The organism is Pseudomonas sp. MRSN 12121, assembly GCF_000931465.1.
Classification (GTDB): domain Bacteria; phylum Pseudomonadota; class Gammaproteobacteria; order Pseudomonadales; family Pseudomonadaceae; genus Aquipseudomonas.
The window spans coordinates 2847380-2866948 of the sequence record NZ_CP010892.1; the positions used below are offsets into that span (position 1 = coordinate 2847380).

13 protein-coding genes are annotated in these 19569 nt (G+C 64.3%); 6 read left to right on the forward strand and 7 right to left on the reverse strand.

Annotated elements, in window-relative coordinates; genetic code table 11:
* Window positions 1-13: 13 nt before the first annotated feature.
* From TO66_RS13100 to TO66_RS13110, 3 genes are read left to right on the forward strand one after another with little or no spacing between them, the layout of a single operon-like run.
* Window positions 14-1270 (forward strand): TolC family protein, encoded by a 1257-nt coding sequence (locus TO66_RS13100; RefSeq protein WP_044462712.1) that lies wholly within the window; start codon window positions 14-16, stop codon window positions 1268-1270.
* Window positions 1267-2736 carry an efflux RND transporter periplasmic adaptor subunit gene (locus TO66_RS13105; protein ID WP_044462713.1) on the forward strand — a complete coding sequence of 490 codons (1470 nt, stop codon included), beginning with the start codon at window positions 1267-1269 and terminating at the stop codon, window positions 2734-2736. Before TO66_RS13100 ends, TO66_RS13105 begins: the two co-directional genes overlap by 4 nt.
* Window positions 2733-5888, forward strand: coding sequence for an efflux RND transporter permease subunit (locus TO66_RS13110; protein WP_044462714.1), 3156 nt, complete (start codon window positions 2733-2735; stop codon window positions 5886-5888). Before TO66_RS13105 ends, TO66_RS13110 begins: the two co-directional genes overlap by 4 nt.
* An 81-nt stretch (window positions 5889-5969) precedes the next feature.
* Here TO66_RS13110 and TO66_RS13115 read toward each other — a convergent pair whose 3' ends face one another.
* A complete protein-coding gene (locus TO66_RS13115) occupies window positions 5970-6998 on the reverse strand; it encodes a sterol desaturase family protein (RefSeq protein ID WP_044462715.1) in 1029 nt (342 codons plus the stop codon).
* A 153-nt stretch (window positions 6999-7151) separates the two neighbouring features.
* Here TO66_RS13115 and TO66_RS13120 point away from each other — a divergent pair, with 153 nt between their 5' ends.
* Complete coding sequence (locus TO66_RS13120; protein WP_044462716.1) at window positions 7152-7604, forward strand: hypothetical protein; 453 nt, start codon at window positions 7152-7154, stop codon at window positions 7602-7604.
* Window positions 7605-7647: 43 nt separating this feature from the next.
* Here the strand turns inward: TO66_RS13120 and TO66_RS13125 are convergent, their stop codons facing one another.
* The gene (locus TO66_RS13125) at window positions 7648-9393 is read right to left on the reverse strand and encodes a phospholipase D-like domain-containing protein (RefSeq protein ID WP_044462717.1); all 1746 of its coding nucleotides are present in this window, start codon (window positions 9391-9393) and stop codon (window positions 7648-7650) included.
* A 181-nt stretch (window positions 9394-9574) separates the two neighbouring features.
* On the opposite strand from TO66_RS13125, the gene TO66_RS13130 reads away from it, so the two are divergent.
* Window positions 9575-10195, forward strand: coding sequence for a LysE family translocator (locus tag TO66_RS13130; RefSeq protein ID WP_044462718.1), 621 nt, complete (start codon window positions 9575-9577; stop codon window positions 10193-10195).
* 32 nt (window positions 10196-10227) lie between these two features.
* Here the strand turns inward: TO66_RS13130 and arsH are convergent, their stop codons facing one another.
* From arsH to TO66_RS13155, 5 genes are all read right to left on the reverse strand, one after another.
* Entirely contained in the window at window positions 10228-10929 is a 702-nt protein-coding gene (arsH, locus tag TO66_RS13135; RefSeq protein WP_044462719.1) for an arsenical resistance protein ArsH, read from the reverse strand.
* Window positions 10930-10941: 12 nt separating this feature from the next.
* Window positions 10942-11412, reverse strand: a complete 471-nt coding sequence (locus TO66_RS13140; RefSeq protein WP_044466019.1) for an arsenate reductase ArsC — start codon at window positions 11410-11412, stop codon at window positions 10942-10944.
* Between the two features lie 97 nt (window positions 11413-11509).
* Entirely contained in the window at window positions 11510-11857 is a 348-nt protein-coding gene (locus tag TO66_RS13145; protein ID WP_044462720.1) for a metalloregulator ArsR/SmtB family transcription factor, read from the reverse strand.
* 184 nt (window positions 11858-12041) lie between these two features.
* The gene (locus tag TO66_RS13150) at window positions 12042-13088 is read right to left on the reverse strand and encodes an alpha/beta fold hydrolase (protein ID WP_044462721.1); all 1047 of its coding nucleotides are present in this window, start codon (window positions 13086-13088) and stop codon (window positions 12042-12044) included.
* 177 nt (window positions 13089-13265) lie between these two features.
* Window positions 13266-14543 carry a flavohemoglobin expression-modulating QEGLA motif protein gene (locus TO66_RS13155; protein WP_044462722.1) on the reverse strand — a complete coding sequence of 426 codons (1278 nt, stop codon included), beginning with the start codon at window positions 14541-14543 and terminating at the stop codon, window positions 13266-13268.
* Window positions 14544-14866: 323 nt separating this feature from the next.
* Here TO66_RS13155 and TO66_RS13160 point away from each other — a divergent pair, with 323 nt between their 5' ends.
* Window positions 14867-19372: an NACHT domain-containing NTPase gene (locus TO66_RS13160; RefSeq protein ID WP_044462723.1), complete on the forward strand. Its 4506-nt coding sequence runs from the start codon at window positions 14867-14869 to the stop codon at window positions 19370-19372.
* The last annotated feature ends 197 nt before the right edge of the window (window positions 19373-19569 follow it).

The following is a 19569-nucleotide window of genomic DNA, read 5'->3' on the forward strand; positions in this document are numbered from 1 at the left end:
AGGAATCATCAACATGAACCCCAAGTGCTATTGCACCGGCTGGTCCCTCGTGGCCGGCCTGGCGGCAGGCGTGCTGGCGTTGCCGAGCCCGGCGGGCGCGCTGACGCTCGATGAGGCGTTGCGGCTGGCCGAGAACAACGCGCCGTCGCTGAGTGCCCAGGACGCGAAAATCCGTGCCGCCAGCAACGCGGCCATCCCCGCTGGCGAATTGCCCGACCCCAAGCTGTTGCTGGGGCTACAGAACTTCCCCGTCGGTGGTCCGGATCGCGGCCGCCTCGACCAGGACTCCATGACCATGCAGATGGTCGGGATCCGCCAGGACATGCTCAACAGCGACAAGCGCCAGGCCCGCATCGAGGTCGCGGCCGGGGCGGTGGAGCGGGCCGCCGCCGAGCGTCAGGTCGAGCGCCTGAATGTGCGCCAGGCCACGGCCCTGGCCTGGATCGGCAGCTATTCGCTGGCGCGCAAGGCGGCGCTGTTCCAGGACTTCTACCGGGAGAATCGCCTGCTGGGCGACAGCGTCCGGGCGCAAATCGCCAGCGGTCGGGCATTGCCGGCGGATGCCGTGGCTCCCAAGCAGGAGGCCGCGCAACTGGCCGAGCGCGAGGACGAACTGGCCAGCCAGCAGGCCCAGGCCCGGGCGGCGCTCAAGCGCTGGATAGGGGCGGCGGCCGATCAGCAGCCGCAGGGGCGTCTGCCGCAGTGGCCGGTGGATACCGCGGGCTACTCGCATCAGTTGCAACACCACCCCGAACTGGCGGCGTTCGCGCCCATGACCCGCGAAGCGCAAGCCAGGGTTCGCGAAGCCGAGGCGCAAAAGCGCTCGGACTGGAGCTGGGAGGTGGATTACCAGCGCCGTGGCCGGGAGTTTGGCGACATGCTCAGCGTGCAGTTTTCCTGGGACTTGCCGCTGTTTCCCGGCTCACGGCAGAACCCGACGATCGCCGCCCGGCAGGCCGAACTGAGCCAGCTGGAGGCCGAGCGCGAGGCCTTGTCGCGCGAGCATGCGCAGCAACTGGAAACGCAATTGGCCGACTACCAGCGGCTGGATCGCGCGGTGGCCCGCAACCAGCAGAGCCTGCTGCCACTGGCCCGGGAGAAGGTCGACTTGAGCATGGCCAGCTACCGCGCCGGCAAGGGCGAACTGGCGGCGGTGATCGCGGCCCGCCGCGAGCTGATCGACGCCCGTCTCAAGCAGATCGATGTCGAGGAGCAGCGGGCCCTGACCAACGCCCGCCTGTATTTCGCCTATGGGGAGGCTGCGCAATGAGTGCGTCGATCTGGAAAGTGGCGGCCATTGTCGGCTGCTCCATCGCCCTGGGTGGGGCCGCTGGCTACTGGCTGGCCCGGGCGCGTATCGCTGACCCGGCGCCGGTCGCGGCCGGGACGGACAGCCCGGGCCAGGCCAAGGTGCTGTATTGGTACGACCCGATGTACCCGCAGCAGAAATTCGACCAGCCGGGCCAGTCGCCCTTCATGGACATGCCCCTGGTGCCGCGGTATGCCGATGCTCCGGGCGACAGCGCGGCGTTGCGCATCGATCCGGGCCTGACCCAGAACCTTGGCGTGCGCCTGGCCACGGTCCGGCGCGGCGGGCTCGCGGCCAGCGTCGAGGCCACGGGGCAGTTGGCGTTCAATGAGCGCGACGTCGCGGTGGTCCAGTCGCGGACCCCGGGTTTCGTCGAGCGGGTGCGAGCCCGGGCCCCGGGCGATGTATTGGAGGCCAACGCGCCCCTGGCGGACATCCTGGTGCCGGAGTGGGCGGCGGCCCAGGAAGAGTTCCTGGCCCTGAGGAACAGTGGCGATAGCGCGTTGCTCGCCGCGGCCCGGCAACGCTTGCGCCTCAGCGGGATGCCGGCGCAATTGATCGCCCGGGTCGAGCGCAGCGGCCAGGTCCAGCCGACCCTGACCCTGGCCAGCCCCATCGGCGGGGTGCTGCAAGAGTTGAACGTGCGCCAGGGCATGACGGTCGCCGCCGGCCAGACCCTGGCGCAGGTCAATGGCTTGAGCCAGGTCTGGCTGGCCGTGGCCGTGCCGGAAGCGCAGGCCGGCTCGATAGTCGCCGGGCAGGAGGCCGAGGCGCGTCTGCCGGCGTTCCCGGGAGAGCTGTTCAAGGGCCGGGTCGGCGCGATTCTGCCGCAGGCCAATGCCGATAGCCGCACGTTGCGGGTGCGGGTCGAGCTGCCCAATCCCCAGGGACGGCTGCGGCCGGGCATGACTGCCGAGGTCAGCCTGCGGCGCACGACCGGGCAAAATCTGTTGTGGGTGCCCAGCGAGGCAGTGATCCGCACCGGCCGGCGAGCGTTGGTGATGCTCGCCGAAGACGCGGGGCGCTACCGCCCGGTCGAGGTGCGGGTGGGGCCGGACAACGCGGGCCAGACCGCGATCCTGCAAGGCCTGGAGGAGGGCCAGCAGGTGGTGAGTTCCGGCCAGTTCCTGCTGGATTCGGAAGCCAGCCTCAGGGGCCTGGTCGCCGCGCCGCTGCAGGCTCCTGCCGCCAGCGCGGCCCTGCACGAAGCCGATGCCCAGGTACTGGCGCTCGACCCGCAGGCGATCACCCTGGCCCACGGCGCTTTCAAGACCCTGGGCATGCCCGCCATGACCATGACCTTCGCGCTCGCCGACCCCGGCCTGATCCAGGGGCTCAAGGTGGGTGACCGGGTGCGCGTCGCGGTGGCGGCCGGCGACGGCGGGCTGCGGGTCGAACGCCTGGAAAAAACGGAGGACCGGCCATGATCGCCGCCGTGATTCGCTGGTCGGTGGCCAACCGCCTGCTGGTGGTGCTGGCGACCCTGTTCTTCAGCGCCTGGGGCATCTGGGCGGTGCGGCACACGCCGGTCGACGCATTGCCGGACCTGTCGGATACCCAGGTCATCATCCGCACGCCCTATGCGGGGCAGGCGCCGCAGATCGTCGAGAACCAGGTCACCTATCCCCTGGCGACCACCATGCTCTCGGTGCCAGGGGCCAAGACCGTGCGCGGTTATTCGTTCTTCGGCGACAGCTTCGTCTACGTGCTGTTCGAGGACGGCACCGACCTGTACTGGGCCCGTTCGCGGGTGCTGGAGTACCTGAGCCAGGTCCAGGGCCGCCTGCCGGCCAACGCACGGCCGGCGCTGGGACCGGATGCCACGGGCGTCGGATGGATTTTCCAGTACGCCCTGGTGGACCGCAGCGGCCGGCATGACCTGGCGCAGTTGCGCGCGTTGCAGGACTGGTTCCTCAAGTTCGAGCTCAAGACCTTGCCCAACGTCGCGGAGGTGGCCACCGTCGGCGGCATGGTCAAGCAGTACCAGGTGCTGCTCGATCCGCTGAAGCTGGCCAGCCTCGGCATTACCCAGGCCGAGGTGCGCGCGGCGATCGGCCAGGCCAACCAGGAAACCGGCGGCGCGGTACTGGAGCTGGCCGAGGCCGAGTTCATGGTGCGCGCCTCCGGCTACCTGCAGAGCCTCGACGATTTCCGGGCGATCCCGCTCAAGCTCGGGGCGGGCGGGGTGCCGGTGACCCTGGGTGACGTGGCCACGGTGCAGGTCGGGCCGGAAATGCGCCGGGGCATCGGCGAACTGGACGGCGAGGGCGAGGCGGTGGGCGGCGTGGTGATCCTGCGCAGCGGCCAGAACGCCCGCGACACCATCGCCGCGGTCAAGGCCCGGCTCGCGGAGCTCAAGGGCAGCCTGCCGCCGGGGGTGGAGATCGTCACCACCTACGACCGCAGCACCCTGATCGACCGCGCGGTGAACAACCTCGGGCACAAGCTGCTGGAAGAATTCATCGTCGTCGCGCTGGTCTGCGGGATCTTCCTCTGGCACCTGCGCTCCTCCCTGGTGGCGATCATCTCGTTACCGGTCGGCGTGCTGCTGGCCTTTATCCTGATGCGGCAGCAGGGGCTCAACGCCAACATCATGTCCCTGGGCGGGATCGCCATCGCGATCGGGGCCATGGTCGATGCCGCGGTGGTGATGATCGAGAACGCCCACAAGAAGCTCGAGGCCTGGCACCACGCCCATCCCGGGGAACAGCTGCGCGGCGAACCGCGCTGGCGGCTGATGACCGAGGCGGCGACCGAGGTCGGGCCGGCGCTGTTCTTCTGCCTGCTGATCATCACCCTGTCGTTCATCCCGGTGTTCACCCTGCAGGCCCAGGAGGGCCGGCTGTTTGGCCCCCTGGCGTTCACCAAGACCTACGCCATGGCCGCGGCGGCGGGATTGTCGGTGACCCTGGTGCCGGTGTTGATGGGCTACTGGATCCGCGGGCGGATTCCCGGCGAGCGGCAAAACCCGCTGAACCGCTGGTTGATCCGCTGCTACGAGCCGGCCCTGGACGCGGTGCTGCGCCGGCCCCGGAGCACCCTGCTGGTGGCCGTGCTGGTGTTGCTCAGCGCGGCGTGGCCGCTGTCGCGCCTGGGCGGCGAGTTCCTGCCGCCGCTGGACGAAGGTGACCTGTTGTATATGCCCACGGCGCTGCCGGGCCTGTCGGCGCAGAAGGCCGCGCAACTGCTGCAACAGACCGACCGGCTGATCAAGAGCGTGCCCGAGGTCGAGCGGGTCTACGGCAAGGCCGGGCGCGCCGAAACGGCCACCGACCCGGCGCCGCTGGAGATGTTCGAAACCACGGTGCAGTTCAGGCCCCGGGAGCAGTGGCGCCCCGGCATGACCGCGGAACGGCTGGTGCAGGAGCTGGACCGGGTGGTGCAGGTGCCGGGGTTGACCAACCTCTGGATTCCCCCGATCCGCAACCGGGTCGACATGCTCGCCACCGGCATCAAGAGCCCGATCGGGGTCAAGGTGGCTGGCGCCAACCTGCGGGACATCGACACCGCGACCCAAGCCATCGAACGGGTGGCCAGGACGGTGCCCGGGGTCGGTTCGGCGCTGGCCGAGCGCCTGGGCGGCGGCCGTTACATCGACCTGGACATCGACCGCGCCGCTGCCGCGCGCTACGGCCTGAACATCGCCGACGTGCAGTCGATCGTCGCCGGCGCCATCGGTGGCGAGAACATCGGCGAGACCGTCGAGGGCCTGGCGCGCTTCCCGATCAACCTGCGTTACCCGCGGGAGTGGCGGGACTCGCTGGATGCCCTGCGACAGTTGCCGATCTACACCCCGCTGGGCGGCCAGGTGACCCTGGGCAGTGTGGCGCGGGTCGCGGTCAGCGAGGGCCCGCCAATGCTCAAGAGCGAAAATGCCCGGCCCTCGGGCTGGGTGTACGTCGATGTGCGGGGACGGGATATCGCCGCGGTGGTGGCCGATCTGCGCCGCGCGGTGAGCGAGCAGGTGCGGTTGCAGCCCGGCATGAGCCTGAGCTATTCCGGGCAGTTCGAGTTTCTCGAACGAGCCAATGCCCGGCTCGCGTGGCTGGTGCCGGCGACCTTGCTGATCATCCTGGTGCTGCTGTACCTGACCTTCTCCCGCTTCGACGAGGCCTTGCTGATCATGGCGACGCTGCCGTTCGCCCTGACGGGCGGGGTGTGGTTCCTCTACGGGCTGGGGTTCAACCTGTCGGTGGCCACCGGCGTGGGGTTCATTGCCCTGGCGGGGGTGGCCGCCGAGTTCGGCGTGATCATGCTGCTGTACCTGAAAAATGCCTGGGCCGAGCGCCAGGCGTGCGGCCCGGGCGACGAGCCCGGGCTGCTGGCGGCGATCCGCGAGGGCGCGGTGCAGCGCGTGCGGCCCAAGGCCATGACGGTGGCGGTGATCGTCGCCGGCCTGCTGCCGATCCTGCTGGACGGCGGCACCGGCAGCGAAGTGATGAGCCGCATCGCCGCGCCCATGGTCGGCGGCATGCTCACCGCGCCGTTGTTGTCGCTGTTCGTGATTCCGGCGGCCTATCGCCTGATGCGCCGCCGGCACCTGGCCGCTGCCTGCACCCCGCCAGGAACAGAACCATGACTGCGATTCGTCGCGGGTGACGTTCGGCTTGCGCCTGGATGCCACGCTATCCAGGCGCGCACCGGTCGTTCTGGCGAGCGTCTAGGCCCGGGGCGGCTGCGGGTAGCCGGGCAGGCGTTTGCCGCGGGCGAGCCGGCGCCAGGTGTCGACGAAGGGCGTGACGATCAGGCTGTAGATCGTCAGGTAGCGCGGATGGTCCTGCTCGCCGGTGCCGAAGCGCAGGGGTTCCGGGGTCGCGCTGGTGACGTAGAGGGTGCCGAACAGCCAGTCCCAGAGCGACAGGTTGATGGCGAAGTTCTTGTTGAAGTGGCGGGGCGCGTCGCTGTGATGGATCTGGTGCTGGGCCGGGCTGTTCAGCACGTGTTCCAGCCGCGGCCCGAACGACAGCCAGACGTGGCTGTGGCGCAGGTTGGCCGCCAGGCCGTTGAAGATGAACACCAGGTAGGTCACGCCGAACAGCGTATAGCGCCCGACCTCGCCGCCGCAGGCGTACCAGAACGCGCCGGCATACAGGCCCAGGGCCGCGGTGACCGCCAGCTTCTCGACGATCTTTTCCACGAAGTGCACGCGGCTCGCGGTCGCCGGGACCAGCACCGGCGCGGAGTGGTGGACCTTGTGGAACGCCCACAGCCAGCGGCTGTGAAAGGCCCGGTGCAGCCAGTAATGGATGAAGTCCTTGAGCAGGAACACCCCCAGCCCGTAGAGCAGGGCCAGGGCGAGGTTCTCGCCGAGGCGCGGGCGGGCGCCCCAGAGGTTGTCGAAGAAGGCCAGGTAATCGCCGGAGCGCAGGATATGGGGATCGACCAGCTGGACGATGGGCAGCACCAGGGCGACCTTGAGCAGGGCGCGCACAAAGTAGTAGCGGTAATCGAGCAGCGCCGAGCGGTGCAAATGCACCCGGCGCCCGCCGATGAACTGGCCGAAGCTGCGGGCGTCGGTCAGGCCACGCCGCCGGCGCCAGCGGAACAGGCCGTAGGCGACGCCATAGGAAATCAGCAGGAAGGCGAGCCCGAGACGGCCATTGAGGTTGAACAGGCCGACAAACTGCCGGCTCAGCGGCTCGATCAGCCACTGCTCCAGGTGCGGGTAGACAAACGCGAAAGCATCCACGGCACGTTCGCCTCGGCCAAAGGGGGAAGGCGCGCATTGTAAATCAGAACTGTTTCGCCTGAGCAGCTTTGTGTGGGCGGCGCAGGTGCCGGCGATTCACAGCACCGCGTGCGGTTCGTTCCTATCTGCACCATCCAGCAGAAGGACTGCACCATGAACAACACCGACCTCAGCCGCATCATCTTGAGCGACCACTCGCGCATCGCCGCCGCCATCAGCACGGGCGCGGCCTGGGAAGTCTGGTTCCAGGTCGAATTCCTCATACTGTTGCGGGCCGCTCACCTGGGGGTCGCCCGCGAGGTGGCTTACCCTCCGCCGAACCAGGGCCTGCACCTGGATGTGCTGGCCGGCCAGGGCGTCAAGCAGTACGCCATCGAGCTCAAGGTCGAGAGCGCGACCAACGCCGGCAACCGACTGCTGGCCGAAACCCGCAAGGACATCGAGAAGATCGCCAAATTCACCGAGCCGGTCGAGGCTCGCTGGGTGGTTTCCCTGGCCTACAGCGACGAGGCCAAGCGCACGCTGCGCGGCTTCACAGTCGAGAACGGCGGCCATGCGATCTACCACGAGGAAGGCGGGATCGGCTGCATGATTTTCTCGGTCTGATCCGCACGGGCGCCAGACGGCCCGGCGCCGCCTGGCGCCTGCCCTAGTGCGCGAACAGACGCCGGTCGTTGGCTTTCTGCGAGCCGGCGACGTAGTAATCCTCGAACCAGGCGGGCCGGCCCGAGATCGCCGTGGGTTTTCTCAGCAGCAAGGGCGGGGCCTGGTGGTTGCCGCTGGTGCTGAAGGCCTGTTGCATGGCGCTGCGAAAGTGCAGGTGGTCGAAGATCAGCAAGGCCTGGATGGCGTAGACCACGGCGATCTTCTGGTCCTCGATCAGGATCAGGTGATCGCCGTTCTTTTCCTCCCCCGAGACCGACAGGTTCGAGGAGCCGGTGAAGACCTTGGCGCTGGGCAGGTTGAAGTCGACGACCACGAACTTGTTGTGCACCGAAATGCCGCTGCCGCCCGACCATTCGCTGCGAAACGGCTCCGGCGCGTATTTGGCCAGGTAGGCGAAGTCGACCTCGGCCGAGGTGCCGTCCGGCTTGATCACCGCCATGCCCGACGCCTTGTCGGAAACCCCGTAGTTGAACAGCGGGCGCTGGTAGAGCTGGCTGATGGCGCGGTACAGCGGGCCGCTGGTGATCTGGTTGAGGAAGGCGATATTGAACAGCACCGCATCGCTGGCCTGGTCGATGGCGTCGCCCAGCGGGTCGAGCGACAGATCGCTGCTGGCGTGCGGCGAAAAGCAGAAGTGCAGGCGCGGGCCGGCTGTCGTTCCCGCGATCGTGGTGTCGATCACGTGCCATTGTTGCGCCAGGGCGTTGGCCTTGAAGTGCTCGGGGTCGTCGAAGGCGGCGTCGAACACCTGGCCGAACAACTGCGCGACGTCCGGCTGCTGGAACAGCAGCGCATTGTTGTTCTGCACATAACAGCCGCGGAAGCTGAAGTTGGTGGAGCCGCACAGCACCTGCCAGGGCTGGCCGTTGCGGCGGGCGATCAGCACCTTGTGATGTTGCAGGCCGTTGAAGTGGGTGCGCTTGACCCGGCCCGCGCCGGCGGAGGCCGTCAGGCGCTGGGCGGCGCGGGTCTCGCAGCTGTCCGCGGCACCATGGTCGCCGGCGTCGTCGATGATGATGCGCAGGCGTTCGCCCAGGGCTTCCATCCTGGCCAGGATGTCCGGTTCGTTGAAGTCATAGGCGAACACATCCAGGGTGGCGTCCGGCTGCTGCAGTACGTCGTCCAGAACCTTGAAGATCATCGCCACGGCCTCGAAGCCCAGCCACTGGTACATGGCCGTCTCGGTCTTCGGGTGGTCGAGCCCGTCCTTGCCCTTCGACGGAATCAGGCGCTTGCCATAGGCACTCACATCGACCCCCGCGGGCACCCGGTCGACGAAGGCCTGGGACGAGGTGAACCCGCGGGTGAAACCAACGTCGAGGATGCCTTCGTAGCTGGTGGGGTCGAGGTCGATCGGCAGCTCGATGGTGGTGCCGGCCACCAGTTGGCCGTCGCTGGGCATGTGCATCATCCGCCCGCGGTAGACGAAGGTGCCTTGCGTGACCTCACGGGGCACGTGGACCCAGCGGAACTTCTGGAAGGGCGCTTGCAGCGAGGAAAACTTGCGCGTGCCATCGACGGCGTCGGGCGCGGGCTTGTCGTAGGCAAAGGCGATGCGGTTGAGCAGGGGCTTGAAGTCGGTGCTGCCGGGAAACCGGCATTCGATGGCGAACCCCACCAGGTCGGGGGGAGGGTTGTCGACATCGAAACCGATCAGGCACATGCGTTCGCCGCGCCACAGCTTCATGGTGAAACCGTCGAGCGTCTGGGTGTTGTAGAAATCGGCCATGGGGGCGCTCCTTGCGCGGGGGGACGAGTCAAGCCGGGGCTGGGTGTGTACAGCGTAGAACAGCGCGGCGGGCGGTGGCGGTTTTAGCACAGGCCGGGTCGCGGGGGCGGGTTGTGTTGCGCCCCGATGCTCTTATATGTTGCAAGCCCGACCCGTTCGACTCCTTGCAGAGAGACCCTCGATGAACCTCGCCACCCTGCTGTTGTTTCTTCCGGCCTGCTTCGCCCTGAACATGGCGCCCGGGCCCAACAACCTGTTGTCGGTGCGGAACGCGACGGCCTACGGTTTCCGCACCTCCTGCCTGGCGGGCACCGGGCGACTGGCCGCGTTCGCCTTGATGATCGCCCTGGCCTCGGCCGGGCTGGCGGTGGTGCTGCAAGCCTCGGAACTGCTGTTCTACGGGATCAAGATCCTGGGCGCGGCGTACCTGCTGTACCTGGCGTATCAGCTCTGGAGCGCCGACACCCAGGCCGCAGCCGAGAAAAACACCGCGCCCCTGGGGCTGGCCGCGCTGGCCCGGCAGGAGTTCCTGGTGGCCATCGGCAACCCCAAGGCGATCCTGATCTTCACCGCCTTCCTGCCGCAATTCGTCGACCCCACGGCTCCGGTCCCTGGCCAGTTCCTGGTGCTGGGCGCCTTGTTCCTGCTGCTGGAATGGATCGCCATCAGCGCCTACGCCTACATGGGCCTGCACATGCGCCGCTGGTTCGCCGAGCCGCGCGGCAAGAGGATCTTCAACCGTTGCTGCGCGGCGTTGCTGTCGGCGGCGGCTTCGGTGTTGTTGCTGGCGCGGCGGGCCTGATCCGGTGACCGACAACGCAGCGCGGGGCTGCCTCAGATCGAGCGCTGGTTGACGCGGGCACTGAGCTGTTCGGCGGTTTCCTTGCGCTCGGAGTAGCGATCGACCAGAACCGCCTGGTGATCGCGCAGCAGCAAGGTGAATTTCACCAGTTCCTCCATCACATCGACGACACGGTCATAAAAGGCCGAGGGTTTCATCCGGCCTGCATCGTCGAACTCCAGGTAGGCCTTGGGCACCGAGGATTGGTTGGGGATGGTGAACATGCGCATCCAGCGGCCAAGCACGCGCAGCTGGTTGACCACATTGAAGGATTGCGAGCCGCCGCACACTTGCATGACTGCGAGGGTCTTGCCCTGGGTGGGGCGAACGGCGCCAAGCGCCAGGGGGATCCAGTCGATCTGGGCCTTGAAGACCGCCGACATGGCGCCATGGCGTTCCGGCGAGCACCAGACCTGGCCCTCTGACCATTGCATCAGCTCTCGCAGCTCCTGCACTTTCGGATGTTCCACCGGGGCATCGTCGGGCAGGGGCAGCCCTGAGGGATCGAAGACCCGGGTTTCGGCCCCGAAGTGTTCCAGCAGGCGGGCCGCTTCTTCCACCAGCAGGCGACTGAACGAGCGTTCTCGGGTCGAGCCGTAGAGCAGCAGGATCCGCGGCTTGTGGTGACTGGAGCGGCCGGTGGCCGGGAGCTGCGGAAACAGCGAAAGGTCGAGGTTGGGCAGTTGTTCTGACATAGGTTCTCCAGCTCAGAGAGCGCCGATACGGTCCAGCTCGCGCTTGAGTTCGTCGCGGCCGAGGGTGCCGAAGGGAAGGGCGAGGAAGGCGTTGCAGCGCCGCTCGATGCGCGCAAGGGTGGCGCGGAAGGCGGCGTCGATGGAGGCTTCGTCTCCCCGGACCTCGGAGGGATCCTCCAGGCCCCAGTGGGTTTTCAGGGCCGGTCCGAAGTAGACCGGGCAGGCTTCGCCGGCGGCCTTGTCGCAGACGGTGATGACGATATCGGGCGGATGGTCCGCGAAGCTGTCGTTGCCTTTGCTGTGCAATCCAGCGATGGAGATGCCGGCCTGCTGCAAGGTGGCGAGGCTGCGCGGCAAGACCTGCCCCTTGGGAAAACTGCCGGCGCTCACGGCTTCGAAACCGGGGGGCGCCAGGTGGTTGAACTGGGCTTCGCAAAGAATGCTGCGACAGCTGTTGGCCGTGCACATGAACAGGATTCGCAGGCGGGGCTGCTGGCGCATGGGCGCGGATGGCAAGGGTGCCGGCGCAGCGCCGGGGGTCGAGCTGTGGTCAGTCATGAATATCTCGCTGGGTCGGGGTTCAGCAGCAGGCCGTCTCGCGCACGGGGCGACTGCCCATGTTCCGCAGGCGGGCAGCGTTGTCTTCCAGCCAGTGGGCATTGGCTTCGAGGGTCACTTGCAGCACCTCATGCACCCAGGCCGGTAACTGCGGGTTGAGGCGGTAATAAATCCACTGCCCCTGTCGGCGATCCAACAACAGGCCGCTGCTGCGCAACTGCGCCAGATGGCGGCTGATCTTTGGCTGGCTGTCGCTCAGGGCGCACATCAGCTCGCAAACGCACAGTTCGCCTTGATGAGCGATCAGCAGCGTGGCGCGAGCGCGCGTCTCATCGGCCAGGCTCTTGAAAACCTCGGGAGGCGTGATCATGGGGATGCTCAAATATATGGAAAACCGAATATACGGATATCCATATATTCAAGGCAAGTCGTGCCGATGAAAAGAAAGGTGGCCTGTGATCCGTCAAGCGACGGGTGTCGCACAAGGGCATCGCCGGCGTGTCACCGAGACCGGCGGCCCCGCACGCCCGATTCATTGGGGCGAGGCCGCTCATTCACAGCCGATCCGCATCGATCACCGCCTGGGCGAACGCCTGCGGATCTTCCTGCGGCAGGTTGTGGCCGATGCCGCCGTCGATCAGGCGGAACTGGTATTTGCCGGTAAAGTGCCGGGCGTAATCCTCGGGGGTGGGGTGGGGCGCGCCGTTGGCGTCGCCTTCCAGGGTGATGGTCGGCACCTTGATGGCCGGTGCCGTGGCCAGTTTCTGCTCCAGCGCGGCGTAGCGGCTTTCGCCCTGCACCAGCCCCAGGCGCCAGCGGTAGTTGAACACGGTGATGTCCACATGGTCGGGGTTGTCCAGAGCCTTGGCGCTGCGCTCGAAGGTGGCGTCGTCGAAGGTCCATTTGGGGGACGCCAGTTGCCAGATCAATTTGGCGAAGTCGTGGGTGTTCTTGGCGTAGCCGGCGCGGCCGCGATCGGTGGCGAAGTAGAACTGGTACCACCATTGCAACTCGGCCTTGGGCGGCAGCGGGTTCTGCCCGGCCGCCTGGTTGCCGATCAGGTAGCCGCTGACCGCGACCAGCGCCTTGACCCGTTCCGGCCACAGCGCGGCGACGATATCCGCCGAGCGCGCCCCCCAGTCATAACCGCCGAGCACCGCCTGCTTGATCTGCAGCGCATCCATGAAGTCGATGACATCACTGGCCAGCGCCGCCGGCTGACCGTTGCGCAGGGTATTCGCCGACAGGAAACGCGTATCGCCATAACCCCGCGCATAAGGCATCAACACCCGATACCCCTTGGCCGCCAGCAGCGGCGCGACTTCGTCATAACTGTGAATGTCGTACGGCCAGCCGTGCAGCAGGATCACCACCGGGCCATCGGCGGGACCGGTCTCGGCATAGGCCACATTCAACAGCCCGGCTTCGACGTGTTTCAGCGGGCCGAACGGCGAGGGGGCTGCGTAGGTGGTGCCGGTGCTGTTCGTCTCTGGCTGCACCGCTGTGGCCGTCTGCGCCTGGGCGGTGCCGAGGAGGCCGAACAGGGCGAGTGCCAGAATTGATGAGCCGATTTTGCCAGTGGTGGGGGTGAGCAGTTTCATGCGGGTCTCTCCATTGAATGCACGCGTGGGGTAGGGAATCTGGGGGATCCACTTCAACCGTGGGTGCATTTGAAGGCAGAGACGTATCTGGGATGTGTCGGGTTTTGAGGGGGATGAAAGGTTATGTTGCGGGACGCCATGCAGACACACTTCGATACATGAGAGCGGTGCCCATGATCACCGGGCGCTGGCGTCGTCTTCGTGCTCGTCCGCAAAGGCCATGAACACCTCCAGGTCGAGTACATCCAGTTTTATCTGGGCGATAAACGCGGAGAAGGCCAGGTTGGCGGCGAGCCGACGCAGATCGCAGGCCCAGGCCGGTAGATGGACGGGGCCCTGGAGCCAGCCGGACTCGAATAGCGGCGCCAGGCGTACGGTATCGGCCAGACTGAGGCGTCCGGCAAACAAATGCCCCACCAGTTCCGGTCGATTGTCGCGGATCGCGATACGCAGCAGGGTATGGACGCCCAGCAGGCCCGTCAGGTAGGCGGCATCCTTGGTAAACGCCGAACCACCCCGTAGATCGGCGCCACGGAAGACCCGCTGGGTTGAACGGAAGGACTCCTCTTGCGACTGGCCGGCGGCAAGAAAACCCTCGAATACCTGTATGAAGTCGGCGCCGTCCAACGCTTGCTGGACCGCCAGCACGCGCAGGGCCAGGCGCCGCAAGCGGCTGATATCCATGCTGCCAGTGAAGAGTTCGGCCAGGGTGGCAATGCCTTCCTGGGTTTGAGTCGTGCGTGGCGCTCCCAGGCCCAGGCTTTTGAGGTTGGGCTGGAGCGCGCCATTTTGCGCGGTAGCGACGTGCACGAAGGCCTCGTGTTGCAACAACTGATTTTTATCCAGTTCAGAGAACAGGGCGCCGGCACGCAGGCGTATACGGCTTGCCCCGGCAATCGCCTTGGCCGCCAGGGTCGGATCGAGCACGACCGTGACCCGGCCCTCGCCGAAGAAACGGTCCAGTTCCGGCTGCATCCAAGCGGCGAACGCCTCGGCCGGGATCTCCGCCTGAGTCGGTGGAATACGGGCTCCCCCCAGCAAGGCGTCGGTGGTCGTGAGAAAGAACCGGGCCGCGTCCAGCATGCTGAGTTTCTGGTTCGAATAATAGAAATCCGGGCGTCGGTACAACGCGGATGAATAGTCAGTAAAGGCGGGAGTGCCAATCGCCCCCAGCAGGCGTCCGGCCGTGGCATAGCTACGCGCGGTCATGGCCAGATAGTTCCCGGCGGGATGCCCCAGATCGCAACGCCCGATAAAGGCCTCCAGAGCGGCGATATCGGCGCTGTGATCGCGGGGGCGCAATTGGACGCTGGGCAATTGCGCTTTCCCGTCACGCCAATGCGCCAGGAAAACTTCCTCGACCCCATCCGGCCAGGACAGGGCATCCAGTACGCGGATCTTGCGAGCCAGACCCGGTAGCGCGGCATCGAGTTCGGAGAGAGGGGCGCTGCTCATGGAGTCACCCTTGGAAGGCGAGGTTTACTGGGAAAAGCTTAGCTGTTCCGATGCGTTGCGTTGTAACTGAGCAAGGGGGCTTTTCCGTTATTCAGAAGCGACTGAGCCTGGCCGTTTTCTGCTTTCTGTGTATGTTGGTTATCGACCCAGAAAGGCCCTTAGCGATAGGTAGCTATCGGCCAGAAGCGGTCGGTCACGTGAGTAAGTTTCGCAGTCTGCAGAAAACTCACTGGGGATGGTAGAGCCATGCCGGACACGTGGAACGGCAGAGCAAGCCGTGGCATATTCCCCCATATTCCTTCAGTACGCAGCGCGGTCTACGAATGGCTATCCTGAGAACCGACATCGAAAGGGCACTCGATGAGTTCGCCTCCCAGGAGGAGGGGATGCGTTTTCAGGGGCTGGCAATTGTGCTGGGCAAGAAACTCTGGCCTGAGCTCATCGCCCGCCAGCGGAAGAAGGATTTCGGTCTCGATGCATACGCGCCTGCAAGTCTGACACCGGATAGCATTGGCAAGGGGCTCGCTGCTTCAATCACTCCAACACTAAAAAAGATTTCCGACGACGCTGAAACTGCCAAGAAGAACTTCCATGACCTCGGCAAGCTCCTCTTCGTAACGCCCGCCAAAGTTGGCAACGCCGACCGAAAGCGGTGGGAAGAGGTAATTCAGAAAGACCACGGCGTCGAACTTCACATAATAGAACGCGAAGAGATCATCACGCAGATGATGATGCCGGAGAACGCCTCGCTCCGTGCAAGCTTCCTCCACCTCGAAACCAATGTTGAACCGCTGCTCGCTGAGCTCATTGAAAGAACAAGACGCGCGTCCGATGCTGTCACACGGACTTGGGCAGCCAAAACAAAAGGGCATCCGCTCATCGATTTGAAAGCCGTGCGGCTTGATTCGAACGGCTCGGATTCTGCCGACGTGATGTCGCTGGAACAAATCGATCTGGCGCTATTGCAAAGCAGCCGTATTGTCGTCGAAGGGCCAGCCGGCCGCGGAAAAACCACGACACTAATACAGCTCGCGCAACGCGTACATACCGTCGGCACCCCGCTGATCGTGGAACTTCCAGCGTGGACGACCTCGCGCCAGGGAATTCTTGAGTACATTACAGGTATGCCCGCGTTCCAGGCAGAAAGCCTCACGGCCGCCGACCTCGCGCGCGTGCAGCAAACGGAACCTTTCTTGTTTCTGTTGAACGGCTGGAACGAAATTGCAGATTCGAATTCCTTGCAGGCGAACCATGCGCTCCGGGAGCTCGAACGGGATTTTCCAAGCGCGGGCATCATTGTCGCAACCCGTACGTACCATTTAACACCACCACTGCCCGGCGCTATAAGACTCCGATTACTGCGCCTGCAACCTACGCAGCGGGACGCTTATCTAGCAGCCCGCCTTGGCGCGAAAGATGCAGAGCTTTGTGCTCGCATCGATGCTGACTCGTCACTCGAAGAACTGACCCGCACACCATTCATCCTCTCGGAAGTCGCTTCACTGTTCGAAGCTGACGTCGCAATACCTTCCACGAAAGTCGGAATCCTAGACCAAGTTCTCCGCTTGCAAGAACGACGTGACGAACACAGAAACGCACTACAGGCAGCACCAATTTTCGGCCTGCAAAAGAACTACCTGAAGGCCATCGCAACCGAAATGACACGCCGCGGCGCGGTGACCTTACCCGAGGCTGCAGCCCGCACTGTCGTTGCTACCGTTGTACGAGAGCTTGTGAATAGTGGCCAGATCGATTCAGTGGGAGCACCAACGATCCTCGCGATGCTCACAGCACACCACGTCCTCGAGCGCGTGGACTACCCACAAACAGCGTTTCAATTCGAGCATCAGCAGCTTCAGGAGTACTACGCTACGCTCGACGTTACTGCGTTACTTCTCGACCTGCGGTGCGATGATGAGGGCGCGATCCGCTGCTTTATGGCCGACTACGTGAACGAACCGGCATGGGACGAACCCCTGCGCATGATCGCCGAGACATTTGCAGAACAGACCGGCGACACCGAAGCTGACAGGAAAAAGATCTGCGCTGGCAGGCAGTTGGTGGAGATGGCACTCGCCGTCGACCCCGTATTCGCCTCCGAGCTTGCGCAGCTTTCCGGTACGGCCGTCTGGAGTGAAGTTCGCTCATCCGTCGGCGAGCGTCTTCGCGCGCTCTACACGATCGGCGACGGCAGTTTTGTGCAGTATGCCACTGCCGCGATGCTCGCTACCGGAGCAGACGACTTTGGCGATCTCATCGTGCCGCTTCTATCTGGACAAGACCAACAGACGCGGCTTCGTACGTACCGGCTCTGGCCCGACATCCATGTCTCCTCGTTAGGACCGAACTGGCAAGAGCAGTTGCGCAGTTGGAGCGACGAGGTACGCGCGGATTTCGTCTCCGAGCTGCTACATCATCGTATGGACGACGAGATCGTCGCCTTCGCTGCCGAGGATAAAAGCGTCGCGGTGAAGAAGGCTGCTATTTCAGGCCTTATGTGGACAGCGTCTGACGGCGCACTTACCCGCGTCCTTGAGTCGATGGATGAGCAGACATTCGAGGAAGTCTCGCACCAAAACGCCGATCGCATGCCCGCGGCTCTCAGGCCCAAAACCATCGTGGCAATGAGAAAGTTCATCCAGAACATCACGGATCATCTCGCCCGCCTGCGAACCGCGCTTGAGTTGATCAATTTTGGCGAGACAGACATGGATGGCGTCATCAAGGATGCACTGGCGGCGCTGTCCGGCAGCGATTTGCGCAATCTGGGTCCGCACTACATTCAGCCGGCGCTCGAACATCTGCGCAAAGCCGACCCCGACTGGGTGAGCGAGTGGGTGGCCGTCCAGATCGCTGAAGGCGTTCTCTACCAGTACGAGAATTGGTTGCCGTTTGTAACCGTCACTCCCGACAGCCTTGTCGAGAAATACCTGCAACACCTCGAATCCGAAGATCTTAAGAACGGGCGCTTCGGAGGTATGACTTCCATCATCGCCGCATGTGCAGATGCCGCCCTTGCGCAGCGTGTGTTTACAAAACTGCGCGAACTGCGGCGCAAGGTAGATGGAGAGCCTGGCGTACGGCACGAGCTCGAGTGGCAGATAATGCGCCAACTAGAAACCGTATTTCGCCGCCTCCCCGACAACATCGCTGCGGCAGGCATTCTCTCGTCCGTCACGACCGCCGATTCGCTCGACATCAAAGTCGCCGCTGGCCTACTGAGCAGGGTCGCAAGATCGAATGAGGAACCGCTCCGCATCACGGACGATGACCTTAAAGCACGCCTTTGCACCTACCTGAAACACAGTGTTGATGTCGTCCTGCGCCAAGACGATTTCAATGGTGAGGAGAAAGCCAACCTGGCCTCGTCGATTGCCCAAGCCGGCAAGCCTGGAGATATGGCGGATCTGGTGAGGCTTATTCACGCCGACATTGAGCGCGTACGTCGCGGCCGGACCGCGAGTGCAGGCGGCGACCGCGGCCCACTCGGCAATGGTGCAACTATGAGCTACGCAGGATGGCATATCACCGCAATCATGCATCTCGACGCAGTCGGTGCCGATCAGGTGCTCACTGATCTGCTTGCCGAGCCGGAATACCGCTCCGAAGCCGCCGCTGCGATGGCACGCGATTTCATTCCAAAAGCGAAGCCTTTCTTCGACCAAACGTTCCGCTACGACTTGATTTGGGCCGCACGCGAAGGTCGCAATGTGCCACCCGGCGACGACCAGCGACGCACACGATTCGTCTCAGCACTCAATGCCGAAATCAAACGCTTGCGAGAGCGGAATCAAGACGGAAAACCCATTGCAAGTCTAAAAGATCTAGCAAAGGCGCTTGCGGCAATTGACGGCCGCGGTTCTGCGTCAGATGTGCTCGAAGTGATTGCTATACCGGGCCAATGGGACCAATACACCTGCCTCGACATCGCCGAGCGCCTGTTGATGGCGGGTGTCGTCTTGCCTGCTACCACCGCGTTCGCTCTCCTCGATTCCATGGTCGAGCGTACAGAGAAATGGATGCAAGACTCAGATAAGTACCTTCTGCGCCGCGTCCTGGCGCTTTGTCCGTTCGTCGACGACCCAGCTTCTGGGATCGCCAAGATGCGAGACGTACTCGGTAAACGGAAATTTCGGGGGTATGAGTTGCGAGAACTTATCACCGCTCTTGGTGAGAGCCGATCGGATGTTGTCGTTGATCTTCTGTATGAACTCGCGTCTGAATTATCGACGTTCGAGCAGTGCGAAGACAAATTCATCAATGCTTTTGCGGTACTCGATACACCGCGCGCGCGCGAGCTGCTTCTGGGATTTGTTGATCCGGATATTCGCGGCATCGAGCTGACACGCCCTCACCATGAAGAGGTACTCGTTGCGCGGCTTGCAGATCTGGCCCAGCGTAATCCCCAGATAGCGGCGCGGCTGCGAAGTTTGTGCGAGCGCGATTTACCGCAACGCAAGCGGTACGTTCTTTCGAAGGTAATGAGTTGGCTCGGAACGCCCGAAGCACTTGCCGCAAATATGAACCTGATCGACGACGCTAAGCCCTCACGCGTTCCGGATGGCATTTGGGATCAACTCGAAAGTGCCTTCGTCGAGCAACGACCCTATGGGCACAATTCCAACGTTTTCACGCAGCACGCACGCGCTGCAAATGAACTGCGCGTCCTGCTGTTCAGAATGGCGGTTGAGGACGAGAAGCGACGGAAGTCTGCCTTTATGCTTCTCGGCCAAATCGAAAAATGGCGCGTTGAGTATGGCAGGCCGTTGGACGAGCCGCGTCACCCCGATCTCGCATCTGGGCAATCTTGGCCGCCGGTAGATCTTTGATTGTATTGTGAGCTAAAAGGGCAGTCCTCGTTGCTCGCACCGACCCCGGTAGAGCATCAAATTTATCATTGACTACCACAGCGCTAGACGAAATGCCCGACTAGTTCAGGTTAGAGGGAGATTCAGACATCCAACGGGAGACAGACATGAACTATCGCTGTGGGTAGTTAGCCGTCCTAGGACGAGAGTCCGCTTTT